This is a genomic window from Natrialba taiwanensis DSM 12281, from assembly GCF_000337595.1.
Taxonomy (GTDB): domain Archaea; phylum Halobacteriota; class Halobacteria; order Halobacteriales; family Natrialbaceae; genus Natrialba; species Natrialba taiwanensis.
In genome coordinates this window covers 33,889-52,519 of the sequence record NZ_AOIL01000012.1, presented here as the reverse complement: position 1 = coordinate 52,519, position 18,631 = coordinate 33,889, and the positions used below count along the sequence as shown (strand labels likewise).

19 protein-coding genes, 1 tRNA gene and 2 pseudogenes are annotated in these 18,631 nt (G+C 63.8%); 13 read left to right on the top strand and 9 right to left on the bottom strand.

All coding sequences use genetic code 11. The features are described from left to right. Positions 1-58 precede the first annotated feature (58 nt). From C484_RS02530 to C484_RS02510, 5 genes are all read left to right on the top strand, one after another. Complete coding sequence (locus C484_RS02530; protein WP_006824408.1) at positions 59-454, top strand: CopG family ribbon-helix-helix protein; 396 nt, start codon at positions 59-61, stop codon at positions 452-454. A gap of 213 nt (positions 455-667) precedes the next feature. Beyond that, a tRNA-Leu gene (locus tag C484_RS02525) sits at positions 668-750 on the top strand. A gap of 191 nt (positions 751-941) precedes the next feature. Then, positions 942-1,838, top strand: a complete 897-nt coding sequence (gene map, locus C484_RS02520; RefSeq protein ID WP_006824407.1) for a type II methionyl aminopeptidase — start codon at positions 942-944, stop codon at positions 1,836-1,838. 177 nt (positions 1,839-2,015) lie between these two features. Next, the gene (locus C484_RS02515; RefSeq protein ID WP_006824406.1) at positions 2,016-2,885 is read left to right on the top strand and encodes an inositol monophosphatase family protein; all 870 of its coding nucleotides are present in this window, start codon (positions 2,016-2,018) and stop codon (positions 2,883-2,885) included. Positions 2,886-2,970: 85 nt separating this feature from the next. Continuing rightward, the gene (locus C484_RS02510; RefSeq protein ID WP_006824405.1) at positions 2,971-4,098 is read left to right on the top strand and encodes a DUF63 family protein; all 1,128 of its coding nucleotides are present in this window, start codon (positions 2,971-2,973) and stop codon (positions 4,096-4,098) included. Positions 4,099-4,185: 87 nt separating this feature from the next. Here the strand turns inward: C484_RS02510 and C484_RS02505 are convergent, their stop codons facing one another. Together C484_RS02505 and C484_RS02500 are read right to left on the bottom strand one after the other, a co-directional pair. Further along, positions 4,186-4,893: a CPBP family glutamic-type intramembrane protease gene (locus C484_RS02505; protein ID WP_006824404.1), complete on the bottom strand. Its 708-nt coding sequence runs from the start codon at positions 4,891-4,893 to the stop codon at positions 4,186-4,188. Between the two features lie 9 nt (positions 4,894-4,902). Further along, complete coding sequence (locus C484_RS02500; RefSeq protein WP_006824403.1) at positions 4,903-5,190, bottom strand: DUF5789 family protein; 288 nt, start codon at positions 5,188-5,190, stop codon at positions 4,903-4,905. 158 nt (positions 5,191-5,348) lie between these two features. Here C484_RS02500 and C484_RS02495 point away from each other — a divergent pair, with 158 nt between their 5' ends. Together C484_RS02495 and C484_RS02490 are read left to right on the top strand one after the other, a co-directional pair. Beyond that, a complete protein-coding gene (locus tag C484_RS02495) occupies positions 5,349-7,052 on the top strand; it encodes a thiamine pyrophosphate-binding protein (protein ID WP_006824402.1) in 1,704 nt (567 codons plus the stop codon). Between the two features lie 106 nt (positions 7,053-7,158). Then, entirely contained in the window at positions 7,159-8,166 is a 1,008-nt protein-coding gene (locus C484_RS02490; protein WP_006824401.1) for a DUF7139 domain-containing protein, read from the top strand. Positions 8,167-8,184: 18 nt separating this feature from the next. Here C484_RS02490 and C484_RS02485 read toward each other — a convergent pair whose 3' ends face one another. Then, entirely contained in the window at positions 8,185-8,670 is a 486-nt protein-coding gene (locus C484_RS02485; RefSeq protein ID WP_006824400.1) for a metal-dependent hydrolase, read from the bottom strand. 48 nt (positions 8,671-8,718) lie between these two features. Continuing rightward, entirely contained in the window at positions 8,719-9,336 is a 618-nt protein-coding gene (locus tag C484_RS02480) for a CinA family protein (protein ID WP_006824399.1), read from the bottom strand. A gap of 151 nt (positions 9,337-9,487) precedes the next feature. On the opposite strand from C484_RS02480, the gene C484_RS02475 reads away from it, so the two are divergent. The 4 genes from C484_RS02475 (at position 9,488) to C484_RS02460 (ending at position 12,932) form a co-directional block, all read left to right on the top strand. Beyond that, positions 9,488-10,588, top strand: a complete 1,101-nt coding sequence (locus C484_RS02475) for a pyridoxal phosphate-dependent aminotransferase (protein WP_006824398.1) — start codon at positions 9,488-9,490, stop codon at positions 10,586-10,588. Between the two features lie 162 nt (positions 10,589-10,750). Beyond that, the gene (locus tag C484_RS02470; protein WP_006824397.1) at positions 10,751-11,143 is read left to right on the top strand and encodes a DUF2267 domain-containing protein; all 393 of its coding nucleotides are present in this window, start codon (positions 10,751-10,753) and stop codon (positions 11,141-11,143) included. Beyond that, on the top strand, positions 11,140-11,583 hold the full coding sequence (locus C484_RS02465) for a universal stress protein (RefSeq protein WP_006824396.1): 444 nt from the start codon (positions 11,140-11,142) through the stop codon (positions 11,581-11,583). The genes C484_RS02470 and C484_RS02465 overlap by 4 nt, the downstream gene beginning before the upstream one ends. Positions 11,584-11,675: 92 nt before the next feature. Then, on the top strand, positions 11,676-12,932 hold the full coding sequence (locus C484_RS02460; RefSeq protein WP_006824395.1) for an ArsA family ATPase: 1,257 nt from the start codon (positions 11,676-11,678) through the stop codon (positions 12,930-12,932). 60 nt (positions 12,933-12,992) lie between these two features. Here C484_RS02460 and C484_RS24865 read toward each other — a convergent pair. Then, positions 12,993-13,423: pseudogene (locus C484_RS24865) on the bottom strand (universal stress protein); the annotation flags it as partial. Positions 13,424-13,450: 27 nt separating this feature from the next. Beyond that, entirely contained in the window at positions 13,451-14,197 is a 747-nt protein-coding gene (locus tag C484_RS24130) for a hypothetical protein (RefSeq protein ID WP_239640911.1), read from the bottom strand. A gap of 60 nt (positions 14,198-14,257) precedes the next feature. Between C484_RS24130 and C484_RS02445 the strand changes: the two are divergent. Both C484_RS02445 and C484_RS02440 read left to right on the top strand, forming a co-directional pair. Next, positions 14,258-14,467: pseudogene (locus C484_RS02445) on the top strand (anion permease); the annotation flags it as partial. Between the two features lie 228 nt (positions 14,468-14,695). After that, entirely contained in the window at positions 14,696-14,923 is a 228-nt protein-coding gene (locus C484_RS02440) for a MarR family transcriptional regulator (RefSeq protein WP_006666475.1), read from the top strand. A gap of 210 nt (positions 14,924-15,133) precedes the next feature. On the opposite strand, the gene C484_RS02435 is transcribed toward C484_RS02440, so the two are convergent. From C484_RS02435 to C484_RS02425, 3 genes are all read right to left on the bottom strand, one after another. After that, positions 15,134-16,144 (bottom strand): SDR family oxidoreductase, encoded by a 1,011-nt coding sequence (locus tag C484_RS02435; RefSeq protein WP_006824391.1) that lies wholly within the window; start codon positions 16,142-16,144, stop codon positions 15,134-15,136. A gap of 114 nt (positions 16,145-16,258) precedes the next feature. Then, positions 16,259-17,629, bottom strand: a complete 1,371-nt coding sequence (locus C484_RS02430) for an MATE family efflux transporter (RefSeq protein WP_006824390.1) — start codon at positions 17,627-17,629, stop codon at positions 16,259-16,261. 123 nt (positions 17,630-17,752) lie between these two features. Beyond that, positions 17,753-18,556 carry an endonuclease V gene (locus C484_RS02425; RefSeq protein ID WP_006824389.1) on the bottom strand — a complete coding sequence of 268 codons (804 nt, stop codon included), beginning with the start codon at positions 18,554-18,556 and terminating at the stop codon, positions 17,753-17,755. Positions 18,557-18,631 lie beyond the last annotated feature (75 nt).

Genomic DNA, 18,631 nt, shown 5'->3' with positions numbered 1-18,631 from the left:
CGAAATGGGTGCATCGTCATACGAGAACCTCTTGTAGAATCCCGACGAACCAGTACCTATGCGAACGAGTTTCAATATTCCAGACGAAGTCGTCGAAGAGTTCGACCGAGTCTGGCAAGAGCAGGATCTCGAAAACAGGTCGCGGGCGGTCCGAGAAGCGATGCTGGAGTATATCGAGTCTCACTCCCGCCTCGAAGCGACAAGCGGGGAAATCGTCGCACTCATCGCGTTCGATTATCGTCACCACGAGGTGATACAGGAACTCCACGCAGTCCAACACGGGTACCAAGACGTTATTCTCAACACAAGCCATACGCACCAAGGGGAGTGGTGCCTCGAATCACTGTTTTGTCGGGGACCAGCTGAGCAGGTACGTAACCTCACCTACCGACTCCGCGACTTTGACGGCGTAAATCGGGTCAAGGTGATGGTCATCCGAGACGGCGAGGAGTGACGATCTGCCAGAAACCTCCGCGAGGTACACTCAGCATGTGTTTCATCTATACTGAACGCGAGTTCCACGATCAACGCTGAATACCGAAACCAGATTTCCAACTACTGACAGTCGTCGGGGTTCCAGACGGGCCGCGGTGAACGCGGCGATGAGTGCGACGTGGAATCGAAACCGGACCGTTTAACCCGACGACCCCCGAACAACGGGATGCGTGCGAGGGTAGCCAAGCGGTCAACGGCGGCGGACTCAAGATCCGCTCGTGTAGACGTTCGTGGGTTCGATCCCCTCCCCTCGCACTCACCATAGTGCGGCAAGAGCGAGCCTCTTGCCCTCGCAAATTCTCACAGACGGACGACAGAACGGTAGCTGCTGCCGTCCGCCGACGCTCTGTTCCTCTATTCCGTCCAGTGACTACACAGTTGCATCGGAACGACTGAAACGCACTCTGAGACAAACCACTATGTATGGGCGGATCGATGCAAAAGCTATGGCTCCCGGCGACGTATCGGAAGAAACGTGGTCAGATCTGCAAAAAGCAGGCGAGATTCTCTCGCAGGTATTTGACGAGACGATCCCTCGAATCGAACCCGAGGTCAGTCAGTTCGAAATCGCTGACTTCGCCGAAACGCGAATCCGGGACCTCGACGGGAGCCCAGCGTTCCCAGTCAACATAAATATCAACGAAGAAGCATCCCATGCGATTCCGACACCGGCTGATGAGAGTACGTTTGGCGACGCGGATCTCGTGACGCTCGATATGGGCGTCCACGTCAACGGCTGGTGCTCCGACGCCGCTGTAACGATCGATCTCTCGGGGACACACGACGAACTCGTTGCTGCCAGCGACGCCGCGTTAGCGGCGGCACTTCGGACGATCGAAGCCGGCGTCCACACCGGGACAGTTGGGCACAGTATCGAGCAAGCGATTCGGGACCGTGGATTTCGCCCAGTTGTGAATCTCGCCGGACATGGTCTTGGCCACTACGACGCTCACACGGCTCCGATGCTCCCAAACACCGGTAGTGACAACGGGATCGAGCTTTCCGAAGGGGACGTTCTCGCCGTCGAGACGTTCGCCACCACCGGTCGAGGCCGCGTTACGGAGGGAAGCGACGAACGCATTTTCCGTCTCGATACTGACCGACCTGTACGCGATCGACGCAGCCGAAAATTGCTCGACACGCTCCGCGAGACGCGACGAAATCTCCCGTTTACGACTCGCTGGTACGATATCTCCGGACTCACAATGACCGTTCGAAACCTAGAAAATAAGGGCGTCCTCAAGAGCGACCCCGTTCTCAAAGCGGAACGAGGAGCGCTTGTCAGTCAGTCCGAGCATACCGCCATCGTAACGGCGAACGGCTGCACGGTGACGACACGATAACTAAGAATTACGTCTCCGGTACCGGGTGCAAGTTCAGCACGCGCCTCTGACCCCGTCGGACGCTGATCGACTGGAAGTAATACACGGTTCGTCTATCCAGCGCTCACCGGGAGTTGCGAGTACGGGACGCTCGCAAATCGCCAGTGCTTATCAGGACAGACGCCGGACTGCTGAGCAATGAGTGATCGCCAGGGCGATCCCGAGTCAGGTGTGAATCCGGAACCGGACGCGGACGGACAAACGGACACAGAGATAGATAGCGACCACCGCGCAACCCTCGCCACCCGCGCAGCGACCGCCGGCGCGGCGGTCGCCCTCGACTCCTTTCGCACCGAACTCGAACTCGAGTTCAAAGACGGCAAGACAGACGTTGTGACCCAGGCCGACCGCGACGCGCAGGCGGCCGTGATCGACGTTATCCGCGAGGCGTACCCGGACGACCCTATCGTCGGCGAGGAGGACGACGCGCTGAAGACCGTTCCCGACACCGGGCCCGCCTGGATCGTCGACCCGATCGACGGCACGAACAACTACGTGGACGAGATCCGCGCCTTCGGCACCGCAGTCGCGGCCGTCGTCGACGGAGAGCCAATCGGCGCGGCGACCGTCTGTCCCGCCCTGGATGACACCTACCGGTTCGGTCCAGCCGGTGCGTCGGTAAACGGTGATCCGCTTACCGTCAGCGACCGCACCGATCCGGAGACGAGCACGGTGTGTCCGACCTACTGGTGGCCGACCGACCGGCGAGACCAGTACGCCGCGGCGACGCGAGCGATCGTCACCCGGTTTAGCGATATGCGCCGCTTCGGCTGTGCGCAACTCGAACTCGCGATGGTTGCGTCGGGAGCACTCGAGGGCGTCGTGACGAACCGGCGAGCTAACCCGTGGGACACCGTTGCCGGCGTCGGCTTGATCCGGGAGGCGGGCGGGGTCGTCACCGATCTCGAGGGAGACCGCTGGCGACACGATAGCGACGGGTTGGTCGCCTCGAACGGCGCGTTGCACGACGAAGTGCTCGCGGTTGCACGGGAGATCGACGCCGCGTAGTCGGTGACTGGACAGCGAGTTCAGTGGTAATCGGGAGACGACGGAAACCGGAAACGGTAAGCGCTCGCTCGAACGGATATCCGGTATGTACGAGTCGATCGAGCGGTACGGCCCGTTGAAAGTGTGGGCCCTCACCGTCGTCACTCTCGTCGCAGTGGTGGCCCTCGCCGCGACTGCCTTCTACCAGCAAGTGTACGTCGACATCATCTGGCAGTACTTCTGGGGGCCGGTCGTCGCGGACGCCCACGGGTGGAATTGCGTCGCCTGGGCAGGCGGCGAGCAGCTACGGTGCGGTGAGGCTGGTGTCGGTGCCGGACCGACGGCGTCGCCCGGCTACACGTTCGTCTCCTACGCCGGCTACATTCCGACGCTTATCCTGTCCGTCGTCGGCGTCGTCTTCCTGATTGACCGCCTCGAGATCGAGCGCTACCGGGCCGGCTTCTACGGCCTGTTCCCGTTCATGCTCTTCGGCGGGGCGTTGCGCGTCGTGGAGGACTCGAACGTCGCCGCCTACCGCGCGACCGGCGAACTCCCCATTCAGCTCCCGTGGTCGGGCATCATCATCAGTCCGCTCATCTACTTCACCGTCTTCTTCCTGACGCTTTTGGCCGTCGTCGTTTCGGTCTGGCTCGAGCGAAACGACTACGTGTCGGGCTATGAGTATCCACTCGGTGCAATCGGGACGACGTTGCTCGCCGGAACGGTCGGCTACCTCGGGTATCTCTCCGCGACGACGGACTACGTGGAGTTCTACCCGTTGCTCCTGCTCACGATCCTCGGCGGTGCGACCGTCGCCACGGCGATCACCTGGGCCGTGATTGATCGGTTCGTCCCCGGAATCAACCGCGGGACGAAGTTCATCGGTGCAGTCGTCATCTGGGCACACTCGATCGACGGCGTCGCAAACGTCGTCGGACTCGACTGGGCGACAGCGTTCGGCCACGACAGGAACCTGATCCCGAAACACCCGATCAACGCAGCGGTCGTCGATCTAACCGATTCGATTCTGCCCGAGAGCATCGTCGCGGTCACCGGCGACGCCTGGCCGTTCCTCCTCGTCAAACTCGCGGCAGCGGTCTTCGTCGTCTGGATCTTCGACGACACGATCTTCGAGGAGAGCCCCCGCTACGCGATCCTCCTGTTGATTACCGTCGTCGCGGTCGGCCTTGGTCCCGGAACACGGGACATGCTTCGGGCGACGTTCGGTATCTGACCCTCTCTCGTATCTGCTCGAGTTCCGCTCAGATGTAGTTCAGCCCAGGCGTCGTTCCGCCGGACATGGACGAATTTCGAGGGGCGCTTACAACGGCACCGGCAGCCACTCGACGAGTTCGAGGACCGGCGTCGGATCGAACAACGGGTCGTGGAGGACGAGCCAGTCGAGCAAGACGAGCCCCGCTCCGTGGGCGATGACCGAAGGCAAAATCGAGTCCGACTCGTAGTCTACCGCACCGAACAGCACGTCCGTCGGCCCCGACAGGACGAACTCGATCGGTGGCTTCGAGGCGTGGTGAATCATGTAGACGATCGGGCTGATGAACACCGCTTTGATGCCGATCTCTCGAATCCCGACACAGAGCAAGCCGCGGTAGTACGTCTCGGCCGCCAACGCGAGCACGAACAGCCTGATCGCGTGCGGGACGAACTCGGCCGGCGCGGCGGAGGTCCCCCACATCGGATAGAACTCGCGGATCGTCGGCAGCGTCGAGCCGACGAGGTAGAACGGGAGCACGAAAAGCGAGAGCAGGACGGCGTTTCGGATTGCCACTCGGTTAATGTTCCAGCCGACGTGTCGGCCGTGGGTCAGCCCGAGTGCAAGCGGGCCGCCGATCAAGAGGGTACCATCGACAACGGCACGGCGATCTAACTCACCGGGGACGGCGTGCATCCACACCACCGTCAGAACAGCCCCGACGAGCAGTGATTTCTGGACCCAGGAGAGGCGGTTTCCCTGCTCCTGAACCCATCGGAGCAGCCCGCTTGCGTGTTGTTCGTCCCCAGTTGCCACGGATTACTATTACTCGCCGTCTGCTGTCGAAACTGGTCCCGTTCCGATAACCTCGCGAACGTGAGTCTCGAACTCCTGTCGGCGCTGGAAGTACGTCTCGTCTACGTCCTCGAGGACGGCCGAGAGTTCTTTCGGGCCGGCAGGCGTGCGAATAACGCTGTCGCCTTCGAGGCGGTCGACTTCGCTTCGCTCTTTGGGCCAGGTCAGTCGCGAACTCACGCGGGCGAGCGGCGCACCCTCGACGGGCGTGTGCTCGCCGAGCGTGACGGCCGGCTCCGAATCGTCCTCGTCACTCATAGCCGAAACTTTGCGAGCGCGTCGATTCAAGGTTTCGTTTCCGGTCCCGACAGGTCTCGCCAGCACGTCTCTCCGCGCTATTGCCCGCCGTCTGGGGGCCAGACACGTCAACGAACCCACGATAGTTCTATAAGGGCGCTATCGAGAGAGGTTTTCACATGGGATATACGGGGGCCGATCTCCTTGTCGACAGTCTCGAATCGTACGGTGTGACCCACTTATTCGGGAATCCGGGAACGACCGAACTCCCGCTGATGCAGTCGGTCGTCGATAGTGAACTCGAGTACGTACTCGGGCTTCACGAGGACGTTGCGGTCGGGGCCGCTGCGGGGTACGCGATGCGGCGGCGGCACCACGCGAATGCGGCTACGGACGAAACCCGGACCGCGGCACAGACGGACGTCCTCCCGCTCGGCGTCGCGAATCTCCACCTCGCCGGCGGTCTGGCACACGGACTCGGCAACCTCTACAACGCGAATATCTCGGGTGCGCCGGTATTGCTCACCGCCGGGACGCACAGTCGGGACTTCCAGCAGGAAGAGCCGATCCTGAGCGGCGATCTCGTCTCGATGGCCGAACCGTTCACGAAGTGGAGCGCCGAGGTGAAAGACGTTGCAGCGCTTCCGCGGATGGTCCGTCGGGCCGTCAGAACCGCGCTGACGCCGCCGACAGGGCCGGTTTTCCTCTCGCTCCCCGTCGACGTCCAGCAGGCCAAGACGGAGCAGTCGCCCGAACGACTCGGCAAGATTCCGACCGCCGGACGCGGCGACGCGGACGCCATCGGCGAGGCCGCCACAGCGCTTACCAACGCCGAGGACCCCGTCATCGTCCTCGGCGACGAGGTCGGCCGACGAGGCTCCGACGCGGTCGCGGCCGCGGTCGAACTCGCCGAGGCCGCCGGCGCACGAGTTCACAACGAGATCCTGGCCTACGAGGTGAACTTTCCGACGGCTCACGAGCAGTGGCAAGGCGTCCTCTCGACGAAAGCGCCCGCGACGGCGGCGGCGATGGACACCGATACGCTCGTTTTCGTCGGCTGCTCGACGAATACGACGGTCACGCGACCGACGAGACGGTTGGTCCCCGAGGACGCGAACTGCGTCCACATCGCCGCCGACGCCTGGGAACTCGGCAAACACGCCCCCGCCGATACGGCGGTGCTCGGCGATCCGGCGGCGATCCTGCCTGAACTCGCGGATCGGGTCGCGGCGGCCGTCGACGAGGGCGAACGGGAGCGGCGACTCGAGGGCGTTCGCGCGTGGGCCGAGAGCGAGGCGTCCGGTTCGACGACGCCCGAGACTGTCGACGGGACGCTCACGAAAGCCGGTCTCGCGCGGGCGTTTCGCCGCGTCGCGCCGGACGCGCTCGTCGTCAGCGAGGCCATCACCGCGTCGCCGCCGCTCCTCGACGAGTTCCCGTTCGAGGCCACCCAGCTACTGGGAACGAAGGGCGGCGGCCTCGGCTACGGACTGCCCGCGAGCGTCGGCGCTGCCGTCGCCGAACGCGAGGCGGGCGGCGATCGGTCCGTCCTGGGGTACGTCGGCGACGGCTCGTACCTCTACTATCCGCAGACGCTGTACACGGCGACGCGGTACGACCTCGATCTGACCGTCGTCATCCCCGACAACCGCAACTATCGCATCCTCAAGGAGAACACGGCGGCGCTGATGGGCGGCGATCCGGACGAGTTCGACTACGCCGGCATCGAGTTCGAACCGCCGGTCGATCTGGTCGGGAGCGCCGAGGCGCACGGGGCGACCGGTATCACCCTGGAATCGCCGGCGGAGATCGATGAGACGATAGGCGAGGCGCTCGAGCACGATGGGCCGGTCGTCGTCGACGTGCCGGTCGTCGACCGTTGAGGGGTGGGGGATCTCCGTTTCGACTATGCACTTGTACAGCAAACGTATCTGTTTTCTTATGTGTGTCTGACGTATCGTTTTGTGCTGGGAGGGCGAACAAGCCAGCATGACAAGCCTGACGGAGGCGTACGAGGGGAACACCCGGGAGGTGACGAGCCGACGGCGGCTGTACGCCGGCACGGGGCTCGTCCTGGTGGGTGCGATTCTCGCCGTCGTCGCCGTACTCGTCGCCACGACGGATGTCGCCGCCGACTTCGCGGTCGGGTTCGCCGACTGGGGGATGGCCGACCAGTTTGCGATCGTCGCGATCGCCGGCGTCCTCGCGGGGATCGGCGTCCCGGCGGCGCTCGTCGGCGTCTTCACGGTTTTGCCAGCGAGTCGCCGCGTCCGCGCGGCCGCCGCGATCAGTGCGAGCCTCTGTCTCCTCGGTGTCGTGCTCTTCTGGTACGCCTATCCCCACCACTGGCGGGGGTACGGGAAGGAACTCACGCTACACGTATCCGCGATCTACCTCCTCGGCCTCTTCATCGCCGTCTGGTGTCTGTTCGTCGCCGTCGTCAACTTCAAAACGCGAAACGATCCCGGCGGCATGCTCGAGATGAACGTGACACGGCACAATCAGACGGTCGTCGAAGTCGAGGAATCGACCGATCCGGGCGGCCTCGGCGGCATCGGATTCCTCGGTGGGACCCCCGATGGAGACGTCGAAACGCAGACGAACGGCGACGATACCGACGGCGGATCATCCACGTCTCAATCGACCCGATCCGCCTCATCTGCTCCGAAAACGGAGACGACGAGAGAGGCCGCCACGACACAGTCGACAGCTGCCTCCGGAGCCGTCACGAGCGACGGCGGCGCAACCGCAACTGAACTCTCCTCGCCGATCAAGTCCGAGCCGCTCGGCGACGGCACGGACGCAGAAATCGTCACGGACGCGCCGGACGATGCCACGGCGACCGAACCAGACGAGCCGACCGACCGCTACTGTGGCAACTGCAAGCACTTCGAGTACGTCCGCTCGTCTTCGGGAATGGTCCCCTACTGCGCCTACCACGAACAGGGCATGGACGATATGGACGCCTGCGAGGAGTGGACGCCGAACCGTCGGTAGCGGCCGTCGTCAATCGGATTACAGGCCGATCGACTGCCGCGCGAGTTCAATACCTTCCTGCGGGAACCGGAACACGAGAACTGCCGCCAGTGCGACCTCCGCAGCGGTCACGAGGACCGTCACGAGATCGGCGCGCCGACTGCTGACCGCGACGCCGACCGGCAGGCCGAACTCCTGCTTCCAGAGGGGATAGAAGAGTGCGATCCCGCGCTTGCTCCCCGCCACGTCGAGGACGTAGTGCGTCAGAATACCGACCCAGACCCACTCGAGGTTGCCGAAGAGTTCGGGAAAGACGACGAAGCCGGCTAGAATCGGCAGGTTGTGCAGCGTCTTTCTGTGTTTGCCGAACGCGGTGTCGACGTCCGGAAACAGCGCGCCGAGCGTGATCGGAACGCCGATGGAGACGATAGTCTCGAAGGTCGCCAGATTCCCGGCCGGTTCGAGCAGGTATCCCAGTCCGATACTCAACAGCGCGGCGTTGAGGACGTGCCCCTTCTTGTTCATCACCCGATACTCGAAATCCGACCGCCGAATAGCTTTCTTTTGTGACTCTCACTCGGCTGTATCAGTATCAGTCTCGGTGTCGGTTCCGGTGCCGGTATCGGCGTCAGTGTCAGTCTCGAGATCGATATTAGTCTCGGCGTCGACCGCCTCGGGATGCTGGCCGTTGACTTCCGCAAGCAAATCCGCAAGCGCCCGGTCGACTGTCTTCGCGCGAACGTCCGCCCGGTCGCCGCTGAACTCGTAGCGCGAGACCGTCGCGTAGGAGGACTCGCTTCCCCAGGGACCGGCGTAGGCGATACCGATGAAGACGGTACCGACCGGCGTCTCCTCGCTCCCGCCGGTGGGCCCGGCAACGCCGGTGGTCGAGATGCCCCAGGTGACGTTCGTCACGTCGCGGACGCCGCGGGCCATCTCCCGTGCGACCGGTTCGGAGACGGCACCGTGCTCATCGAGCGGTTCTCGACCAACGCCGAGGTGACGGCGTTTGGCGTCGTAGGCGTAGGTCGTCAGCCCGGACTCGAAGTAGTCGCTCGCGCCCGGCACGGCGGTGATCGCCGCCCCGATCAGGCCGCCGGTACAGGATTCGGCGACCGAAAGCGTCTCTTCGGTCTCTCGAAGCGCATCGGCAACGTCCATCGGAAGGGTGCGATCGATGTCGTCGTTCATGGCTGTCCGAAGGGGATCCAGCGTTGTCAAGGCGCGGTTGGCTCACCGTCGGAGGCGACGGATGGAACGGCCAAGCGGCCACCGAGAGCGACGGAACGGAGAGAACGATGGAACAGAAAGAACGACGGTACGGGCAGTTCCATACACGCCCATGGAGTACGAGACGCCGCTTTTCTTCCACGTCATGGAGTACGCCGACCGTGCGGAGACCGACGTCATCGACATGGTCAGCGGCAACCCCGACTGGGAGCCACCCGAGGCGCTTCGAACCGGCCTCCACGAGTTCGCCGACGCCGACCCGGGCCGATTCCAGTATCCCCCGAGCGACGGACTGGTCGAACTCCGCGCGGAAATCGCCGACCGCCGCGGCGTCGACATCGACCAGGTCGTCATCACGAACGGGGCGGGCGAGGCGAACTACCTCGCGATGGCCCGGGCGATGGAACGCAACCGGGGGAGCGAGATCCTGTTGACCGAACCCGTCTACCCCTACTACCCCGGCAAGACGACGATGCTCGGCGGGACGCAGCGTTTCGTCCCGACGGACGAGACGGGCCAACTCGATCCCGCCGACGTGCGCGCCGCCGCGAGCGACGAGACGGCCGCTATCGTCGTCAACTCGCCGAACAACCCGACGGGCGCGGTATACCCCGAGGAAACCGTTCGCGAACTCGTCGCCATCGCCGACGCGTACGACGCGATCCTCATCAGCGACGAGGTCTACGACCACTTCGATCTCTCGGGCCAGTTCTCGAGCGCCCTCGGCGTCGACTCCGATCACCGAATCGTCACCAACTCCTTCTCGAAATCGCTCGCGATCACCGGCTTCCGAGTCGGGTACGCTATCTTCCCGCCTGAACTCGTCGCAAACGCGCGGAGTCGGCACATGCTCGTCAACGTCGCCGGGAGTCGCCCGGCCCAGTACGCGGTGCTACACGCCCTGCGCGAGACGGACCCGGACTACTATCGGCGCAACCGCGAGCTGCTGCGCGAGCGCGTCGAGACGTTCACCGATGCGCTGGACGCCGCGGGCGCGGCCTATACAACGCCCCAAGGTGCGTTCTACGTCATGGCTCGGTTCGAAGGGTATCCGGGGACACTCGCAAACATCGAGCAATTGATCGACGAGATCGGCGTCGCGGGGATGCCCGGCGACGCGTTCGGGGACTCTCGCAGCGACTGGCTCCGGTTCGCCCTCGTCACCCCGCGCGTCGAGGAAGCCGCGGAACGGTTGGCGCAGTACTTCGATTGATCGGCCACTCCTGCCGAATCGAGTTCGCTCCACTGCTCGAACACTGACGACCCCCGAGTTCGCGCTTTCGAACGCCGCTGAAGCAGCTATAGCGAGTGGATACCGGGTACCGCTGCCACTGCTAGCTTTATCAGCCGGGTCGATGTCGTCATCCCTATCGCTATGAACTACACCGAGTTCATCGGCCAGGTCCAACACGAACTCGAGTACGCACAGGCCGGCCAGGCCGTTCGGGCGACCCGAGCCGTCCTGACGACACTGGGAGAACGGCTCCAGGAGGGAGAGGCAACCGACCTCGCCAGCCCACTCCCGATGGAGATCGACCGGTATCTGATCGCGGCCGATCACGGACAGCGCTTCGATTATCAGGAGTTTCTCGACCGAGTTGCCGAACGGGAAGGCGTCGATCGTTCCGATGCGAACTACCACGCCCAGCAACTGGTCGCCATCGTCGCGGCTGTGGTTCCTTCAGGGAACATTGAGAAAGTACGGAACGGCTTGCCGGAGGATTTCGATCCGCTGTTCGAACTGATCGACGAGTCCACTCTCGAATGACCCGAGAGCACGCCGGTGACAGCCGCATACTCGTCCCCTACGATGGCTCGGAACCGGCAACGGCCGCACTCGAGTTCGCGCTCGAAACGTTCCCCGACGCGGCGATCACCGCCCTCTACGTGATCCCGATCGCAGAAACGACGGTCGAACCGCTCGAGGGACCGGAACTCCGCCTGCCCATCACCGAGCAGGCCCGCGAGTATGCGACCGACCTCCTCGAGGAGGCGACCGCGCTCGCAGCGAGCGCGGATCGTGAACTCGAGACGGAAGTTGCAGCGGGCAAGCCGGAGCGGCGGATCGTGGATCGGGTGACCGATGAAGGCTACGAGACGATCGTTATCGGGAGCCACGGGCGGGACGGCGTGTCTCGCGTGTTGCTCGGGAGCGTCGCGGAGAGCGTCGTTCGACGGTCACCGGTCCCGGTTGCGGTCGTCCGATAACTCGTGTTGCCCGTCGTGTCTCTGTCCTTCGTTCGGCCCGAGACCCACGCTGGACCGACGAATACTCGTGTGATCGAATCGAAGCGACTGACATGAGTGGAATCGACGTTGGAGTCGTCGACGAGGACGAGACGGAGACTGTCGCCGGTGCAGACGGTGGCGAAACCGACAGTGACGACTCGAATACGATCGAGGTCACGCCGACGAGTTCGCCTGACGAGGAGCCAGCGCGGGAAACGGTCGATGTCGAGCCGTCCGATGAGCCGATCGACGGGCCGGAGTACGTCCTCTACGGCGGGAAAGGTGGCGTCGGCAAGACGACGATGGCCGCCGCGACGGCGCTCGATAGCGCCCGCGGCGGGACTAGTACGCTGGTCGTCTCGACGGACCCTGCACACTCGCTCTCCGATACGTTCGAAATCGACGTGCCCGCCGAACCGGCCCGACTTCGGGAGGACGTGCCGCTCTACGGTGCCGAAATCGACCCCGAAGCGGCTGCGGAACGCGGCCAGGCGATTTTCGGTGGCGGCGGTGAGGACGCCGAGTTCGGTGCGGGCGACGGGTCCGATGGATTCGGCGAGGGCGGCCCGTTCGGCGGCTCCAGTGACCAGAGCGAGGCCGGCGGGCTGGGTGAACTCGGGGGCCTCGGCGACATGCTCGGCGGGGAGAATCCCATGGAAGCGATGCTTGGTGGTGCGATGCCCGGTGCGGACGAGGCCGCGGCGATGCAGTTGTTGCTTGCGTACATGGACGACGAGCGATTCGACCGCGTCGTCGTCGACACGGCACCGACGGGCCACACCTTGCGATTGCTTCAGTTGCCGGAGGTCATGGACACGATGGTCGGCCGGATGCTCAAGTTCCGCCAGCGACTAAGCGGCATGTTCGAGGGAATGAAGGGGCTGTTCGGCGGCCAGGACGACGAGGAGCAGACGCAGGATCTGTCCGACCTGAAGGAGTTGCGAACGCGTATCGAACGGCTCCGGTCGGCGCTCCAGGATCCCACGCGCACGGACTTTCGGATCGTGATGATCCCCGAGGAGATGAGCGTCTACGAGTCGACGCGGCTGCGCGAGCAGTTACGGGAGTTCGAGATTCCCGTCGGCACGGTCGTCGTCAACCGCGTGATGGAGCCGCTTTCTAACGTCACCGACGATGTCGACGGCGAGTTCTTGCAGCCGAACCTGGACGATTGTGAGTTCTGTCAGCGCCGCTGGGACGTCCAGCAGTCGGCGCTCGCGGAGGCCCAGGACCTCTTTCGGGGACCGGACGTGCGGCGAGTGCCGCTGTTCGCCGACGAGGTCCGCGGCATCGGGATGCTCGAGGTCGTTGCGGCCTGTCTCCGGTAGCCGGCCACTCGATCGTCTCGCGTCGAAACGGCTCTCGAATCCGTCGAGGCGATCCGGTCGTCACGTCGATACCGGCGGCACCGTCATCACCGGTCGGTCGCTGTCGAGAATCACCGCCTGGACGACGCTGCCGAACAGCACTTTGCCGACGGGCGAGCGGTCCCGAACGCCGAGAACGATGGTGTCGCTCTCGAACTCGGCTGCAGCGTCGAGAATCGCCTCGGCCAAATCGCCGCTCGTCTCGTGGACCGCATGCGCGAGGGCGGCCGACTCGAGGTGTTCGCTCACGAGACCGATAGTATCCGGCAGGCGAGTGAAGCGCTCGGCGTTCTCGGTCATCTCTTCGGCGTAAGTCTCGGAAAACCGCCTGCGGCCCATTCCGCATCGGGACCGGTCACCTCCTCGTGGACGTAGAGTACGTCCACAGTGATCTCGTCTCCGTCTGACGACACAGGAAGATCGAGAACGGCGTTTACCTTCTCTCGTGCCCGGTTACGACCTCAACGAAAGCGGAGCGCTCAGCGAGTCGTCGTTTTGAACTCGTTGCGGTGACGGTAGAGGTATGCTGCAATGAGACCCGAAACAGCGGCGCTACCGAGCGCTGAGAGGTCGCCGGCGGTGATTCCTGCGGCGAGACCACCGAACGTACTCCCGGTATAGAGGAGTATCGTCCAACTCCAGGCCCAGTACAGTCCGCTCCACAATCCTGCGGCTAGAACGAGCATACCGAGGCCGAATCCGAGCAGCAACGCCGGGGCGACGAGTGACAAAAGAGTTCTCGACACGAGACGTGGCTCAGGCTCGACGATAGAGAACATGCCGAAACCGGCCACGGCGAACGCACAGAGACCCGTGTCGCCCGCAAGAGTTTTTACGCCAAGAGCAGTTCCGCCTGAAGGCGTATCGGTGCCGGTGTGTTCCATCAGTCGCGTGGACGGGAAGTCGTATATATCGGTACTGATTGGCACCCCCTTCCGACTGTCAGGATTTCCACCGGTGGACACCGCTTTGAACTCGTTCGGTACGGCAGCAAAACAGATACCACAAACCACGTGGTATCCGATTTCAGCGTCAATGATCGAGACACTGGTAATCGCGTTTGTAAGCGTTATAGCCGTGGTTCTGCTATTCCTCCCAAACTGGGCGATCCACTGGTGGCAGACGCAGAAACGGGATGAGACCGACTCAGAGTAGTCCGATCCGTCACAACTGGTCGTGCTTCGCGATTGTGCTGCTGTGACGACGATGAGCGGAGCTCCGTCCATCTCCAGACGACCGATGGCTGAACGTCTGTGGTACCGCCCAACTCCGTCGAAAGACGGGAATCGATACTGCTCCCAGTTGCGACACCACCCAACGCCATCGTCTTCGGAAGTGGCTACATCTCGCTCCCCCAGATGGCCCGCGTCGGCGTCGGACTCAACGTCATCGGGATCGTATTGATCACGCTCGTCGCACTGCTGTGGCTCCCGATGGCGTGGGGTATCGACCTGGGAACGCTCCCCACCGAGTTCGGCGAGGCCTGGGGCGGCTAACTCCACCCGAGCCGACGTTCGTCCGGGATACCGGACCGTTCCCACCAACTGAGAATCAGCGCGCCGCTTGATTGGGAAACTCGCCAACGATAGGCACGGGCACGATGACCACGATGCGCCGACGCAGCCGAGTTCCGCTGACGCCCGACCTGTCCCCAGGCGAAACGCCATGCTTGGAGACTGCGCACCCATAGCATTGTACTCGTCATCCTTCGGCCCTTCTGTCCCATGACATCGCTTTCAGCCCAGGAACGTTCGATTCTCGCCGTTCTCGAGACGACGCAGGCGATAACCGTTGCGGAGATCGCGACGGCACTCGAGATGACGATCCACCCGATGACGGTCGACCGACACTGTCGAGCGCTGCAGCGGGCGGGCTACGTGAATAGACGTCCGGGTGGCGCGTACACGTTGACCTGTTCTGGAGCGTCAGTACGGCAGGCGGCTGCGGATTGACCTGTCGCTGGTCTGTACAGTGACTAGTTACAAGTGGTGAGTGCAGTGGCGTTGGTCGTGTTGCTGGCGTTGCTGTCGATGGTGTTGCTGTCGAGTGCTGTAGTGGTCAATAGTGGTTGAACTCTCCGGAACTGGTGGAGACAGGAAGACCAACGTCTGGCCCGTCCTCGTCGGCGTAGAGAATAGCGGTTCTACCGTGTCACGACAGCGTCAGGCGAGTTTCCGAAGGAGTCCGTAGGCCGCATCTCGCAGCCGATCCGGCAGGAAGCGGGCGTAGACACCGTACTGGGCCAGCGGACCGACCGGATACCGTGCCGGCGGCTCCGGCGTCGAAGCCGCATCGAGAATCGCCGCCGCAACATCGTCGGCTTCGGACGCGAAGGGGCCACCTGCCCCACCGCCGATCAACTGCGCCTCGTCGTAAAGTTCGTACAGCGACTCGTAGGCTGGGGTCCGCTCGTCTTCGGGCAGTTCCTCGTCGACGCGGTTCGTGAAGTTCGTCTCGACCGGGCCGGGTTCGATCAGGGTGACATCGATACCGAACTCGTCGACCTCGGCGCGCAGCGAGTCGGTCATCGCCTCGAGTGCGTGTTTCGAGCCAGCGTAGGTGCCGGAGCCGGGGATCGAGATGCGGCCGATCACGCTCGAGACGTTGATGATCCGGCCCTCGCCCTGGGCGCGCATATGTGGCAGTGCGGCGCGGATGAGCCGGTGGGGGCCGTAGACGTTGACATCGAACTGGCGGTGGAGATCTGCCGTCGAAATGTCTTCGAGGGGACCCATCTGGGCGTACCCGGCGTTATTGACGAGACAGTCGATCGCACCGGCGATATCGACGGTTCGTTCGACGACGGATGCGATCTGGTCGGGATCGGTCACGTCGAGTTCGAGTATCGTACAACCCGCCTCCTCGAGATCGGTGATGTCGTCCGTGTTACGGGCCGTTGCGATGACTTGCCAGTCTCGCTGGAGAAATGCGCGGGCGGTCGCACGGCCGATACCGGACGAACAGCCGGTGATCAGGACGGATTGTTTTCGGGTGTACCGGTCGTCGTCGGTGTCGGTATTCGACGACATGTGGTCGTCACGGTCGGACTGGGATGTCGTTGTTCTGGTCGCGGTCTCGGGATCGGTCGATTCCCGGGATCGATCAGTGTCGGCGCTGTCGGCCCCGACCTCGTCGGATTCCGCGGGACTCTCGTCTTCCTCAGCGGTGGCCATGTGTGACCCGTTCGTGAGACGATACCTAAGTATCGACGGTTTGTCGCGCTCGGTGGGAGTTCTATCGGCGATGATAGTCAGTTCTGTGACGGGGACGAGTGCAGCGCCGAGTGTTCACTCCGGAAGGTCGCTCCGCTCATCGATGAGTGCTGCTGCCGTGTCGGCCCAGTCGCTCCAGAGGAAGCCCGCCGTGACGACGAGCGTCCACCAGGCGTAACTGAGGATGATACCGACGTACACGCCGGGAAGGCCGTAGTCGAGCGTAATTCCCGCGAGGTAGGACACGCCGAGCATGAAGCCGAACGTGCCGGTAAAGCGGGCGTAAAACGGCGTCCGCGTGTCACCTGCGCCTCGGAGGCTTCCGGAGATCGGGAAGAAGATACCGAAGAACAGCATCGAGACGCCGAAGACGCGGGTGAACGTGGCGGCGTGGGTGAGCGTTTCGGCGTCGTTCGTGAACACGCGGGCGATCGGCGTTGCACCGACGACCAGAACAACGCCGGCAATTCCGAGCGTCAGGACGCTGAGCGCGGTCATTGCGAGCCCCGAAAACCGTGCCTCATCCGGTCTGCCGTCACCCAGGGTCTGCCCGACGACGATGCTCGCGGCGACGTTGAACGATCGATACAGCGGTCCGGTGAGTTGCTGGTAGATTCGGCGGCCGATGTGATAGGCGGCGTTTACCTCCGTGCCGAACGTGAGTAACAGCGCGTTGAACGGGAAGTTCGCAAGCGACGTGCTCATCCCCTCTGCGAAGTTCGGGAGGCTGACGGCGACCAACTGGCGCGTGATCGTCACCGATCGCGGGCGGGCGAACGAGAGTTCAGTCCAGGCGCTCGCGATTGCGGCGGTTATCATGATGGCTTCGATCGTTCGACTGACCGCCGTCGCCAGCCCGACGCCGACGATGCCGAGTTCGGGAAAGACGCCGGTTCCCAGTCCGAGTCCGACCGTCATGACGATGTTGACCCCGTTCGCGACGACGTTGACGGCCATCGGCGTCCGCGTGTCGCCGGTTCCCTGGAGCGACCGCGCGCCGACGAGGCCGACGATTCGCATGGGCGCTGCGACGAAGATGAGCGCGAGGTACTGGCCGCCCATTCGGACGACATCGGGTTCGGCACCGAGGACGGCGATCAGGGAGTCCGAGAGAGCGAGGCCGACGGCGATCAGCGGCAGGCCGGCCAGGAACCCGATGAGGATCGCCTGGGTGATCGCCCGGTCGCGCGTCGTCGTCGCCTCCCTGCCGGTATCCTGACTGGAGAGGGCGATCGAACCGGTCCCGAGTCCGAGTCCGATTCGAAGCGGAATCTGCGCGTAGAGGTCCGCGAGCCCGATTGCGGCGACAGCGGCCGGCGAGAAGAGTCCGGTGACGACGATGTCGACCGTCCGCATCAGCGTGTTGAACGTCTGCTGGAGCGCGATCGGCCAGGACAGCGAGATCGTCCGTCGCCAGACTGAGAGCACGCGCGATCGGTCGACCATCTGTCTCTATGTTGGCAAGAGGTGGATCCGTCATATCAGGCTGCCGATAGCGGAATCCCGGTGCCGTCTGCGTATCGAACACCGCGTTCGGCGGGACGCGAATGCGGATTCAGGGATCAGGATTCAGGAGTCCACGTAGTCGCGCTTGGCCTCGGTGGCGTAGCTATCGGCGAGGCGGACGGGCTCCGGTAGCTTGTAGGAAGACGCCAACGCGAGCGCGATATCGGCGGCCGTCTCGGGACCGACGCGGTGGCCGGGGCTGACGTACAGCGGGTTGATGTACCGGTTCGGCGAATCGTACTGGCGCGTCTGGACGGCGTAGCCGAGCAGCGTCCCCTCCGGTGCGTCGACCTTCGCGTTCGCCTCGATGCCGACGCGCGTTCCGGTCTGCAGGTCCGCCGTTTCCTCGCACGGCGTGCCACAGAGGAGACTCTTCGCGACGCCGACGCTCGGCACGTCACGCACGACGCCGATGTGGGTCGCGATTCCGGCCTGCCGGAAGTGAATGCGGCCGCTCCCGTCGAAGAGGAAGAGGTCGGGTTCGACCGAGAGTTCGGCGAGCGCCGCGAGGATGGCACCGCCCTCGCGGAAGGACAGCAGCCCCGGGATGTAGGGCGTTTCGAGTTCAGTCACGGCGGCAACGCGCTCGATCACTTCGCCGCCGCGAACGGCGATGACGGCGCTCAGTGCTCGGTCCTGGTCACCCGCCTCGTTCGTGAGAAACGATTGGTCGATGCCGACGACGGTCGGCGGATCGCCATCGGCCGCGGCGCTTGCGGCCAGCGGGTTCGTCAGCGACTCACTGTCGAACGTGAACTCGTCGGTGAAGACGGCGACGTCGGCGATTTCGCGCTGGAGGGATTCCATTGCCGCGCGGTCGAGTTCGGGATCGGGTGCAAGGTCGGGGCGGGGCGGAGGTGCACACATTGGTCGTGGTAGTGGCTGTTGGGACCGAGCGAAAATAGGCGTTGAGGATGATAGAGCGCGGTGGCGGTATAGCGG

What these genes read in the sequence shown, in the direction of transcription:
- C484_RS02530 (WP_006824408.1), top strand. Translation starts at nt 59, where the DNA reads ATGCGAACGAGTTTCAATATTCCAGACGAAGTCGTCGAAGAGTTCGAC.
- map (WP_006824407.1), top strand. Translation starts at nt 942, where the DNA reads ATGGCTCCCGGCGACGTATCGGAAGAAACGTGGTCAGATCTGCAAAAA.
- C484_RS02515 (WP_006824406.1), top strand. Translation starts at nt 2,016, where the DNA reads ATGAGTGATCGCCAGGGCGATCCCGAGTCAGGTGTGAATCCGGAACCG.
- C484_RS02510 (WP_006824405.1), top strand. Translation starts at nt 2,971, where the DNA reads ATGTACGAGTCGATCGAGCGGTACGGCCCGTTGAAAGTGTGGGCCCTC.
- C484_RS02500 (WP_006824403.1), bottom strand. Translation starts at nt 5,190, where the DNA reads ATGAGTGACGAGGACGATTCGGAGCCGGCCGTCACGCTCGGCGAGCAC.
- C484_RS02495 (WP_006824402.1), top strand. Translation starts at nt 5,349, where the DNA reads ATGGGATATACGGGGGCCGATCTCCTTGTCGACAGTCTCGAATCGTAC.
- C484_RS02490 (WP_006824401.1), top strand. Translation starts at nt 7,159, where the DNA reads ATGACAAGCCTGACGGAGGCGTACGAGGGGAACACCCGGGAGGTGACG.
- C484_RS02485 (WP_006824400.1), bottom strand. Translation starts at nt 8,670, where the DNA reads ATGAACAAGAAGGGGCACGTCCTCAACGCCGCGCTGTTGAGTATCGGA.
- C484_RS02480 (WP_006824399.1), bottom strand. Translation starts at nt 9,336, where the DNA reads ATGAACGACGACATCGATCGCACCCTTCCGATGGACGTTGCCGATGCG.
- C484_RS02475 (WP_006824398.1), top strand. Translation starts at nt 9,488, where the DNA reads ATGGAGTACGAGACGCCGCTTTTCTTCCACGTCATGGAGTACGCCGAC.
- C484_RS02470 (WP_006824397.1), top strand. Translation starts at nt 10,751, where the DNA reads ATGAACTACACCGAGTTCATCGGCCAGGTCCAACACGAACTCGAGTAC.
- C484_RS02465 (WP_006824396.1), top strand. Translation starts at nt 11,140, where the DNA reads ATGACCCGAGAGCACGCCGGTGACAGCCGCATACTCGTCCCCTACGAT.
- C484_RS02460 (WP_006824395.1), top strand. Translation starts at nt 11,676, where the DNA reads ATGAGTGGAATCGACGTTGGAGTCGTCGACGAGGACGAGACGGAGACT.
- C484_RS24130 (WP_239640911.1), bottom strand. Translation starts at nt 14,197, where the DNA reads ATGGACGGAGCTCCGCTCATCGTCGTCACAGCAGCACAATCGCGAAGC.
- C484_RS02440 (WP_006666475.1), top strand. Translation starts at nt 14,696, where the DNA reads ATGACATCGCTTTCAGCCCAGGAACGTTCGATTCTCGCCGTTCTCGAG.
- C484_RS02435 (WP_006824391.1), bottom strand. Translation starts at nt 16,144, where the DNA reads ATGGCCACCGCTGAGGAAGACGAGAGTCCCGCGGAATCCGACGAGGTC.
- C484_RS02430 (WP_006824390.1), bottom strand. Translation starts at nt 17,629, where the DNA reads ATGGTCGACCGATCGCGCGTGCTCTCAGTCTGGCGACGGACGATCTCG.
- C484_RS02425 (WP_006824389.1), bottom strand. Translation starts at nt 18,556, where the DNA reads ATGTGTGCACCTCCGCCCCGCCCCGACCTTGCACCCGATCCCGAACTC.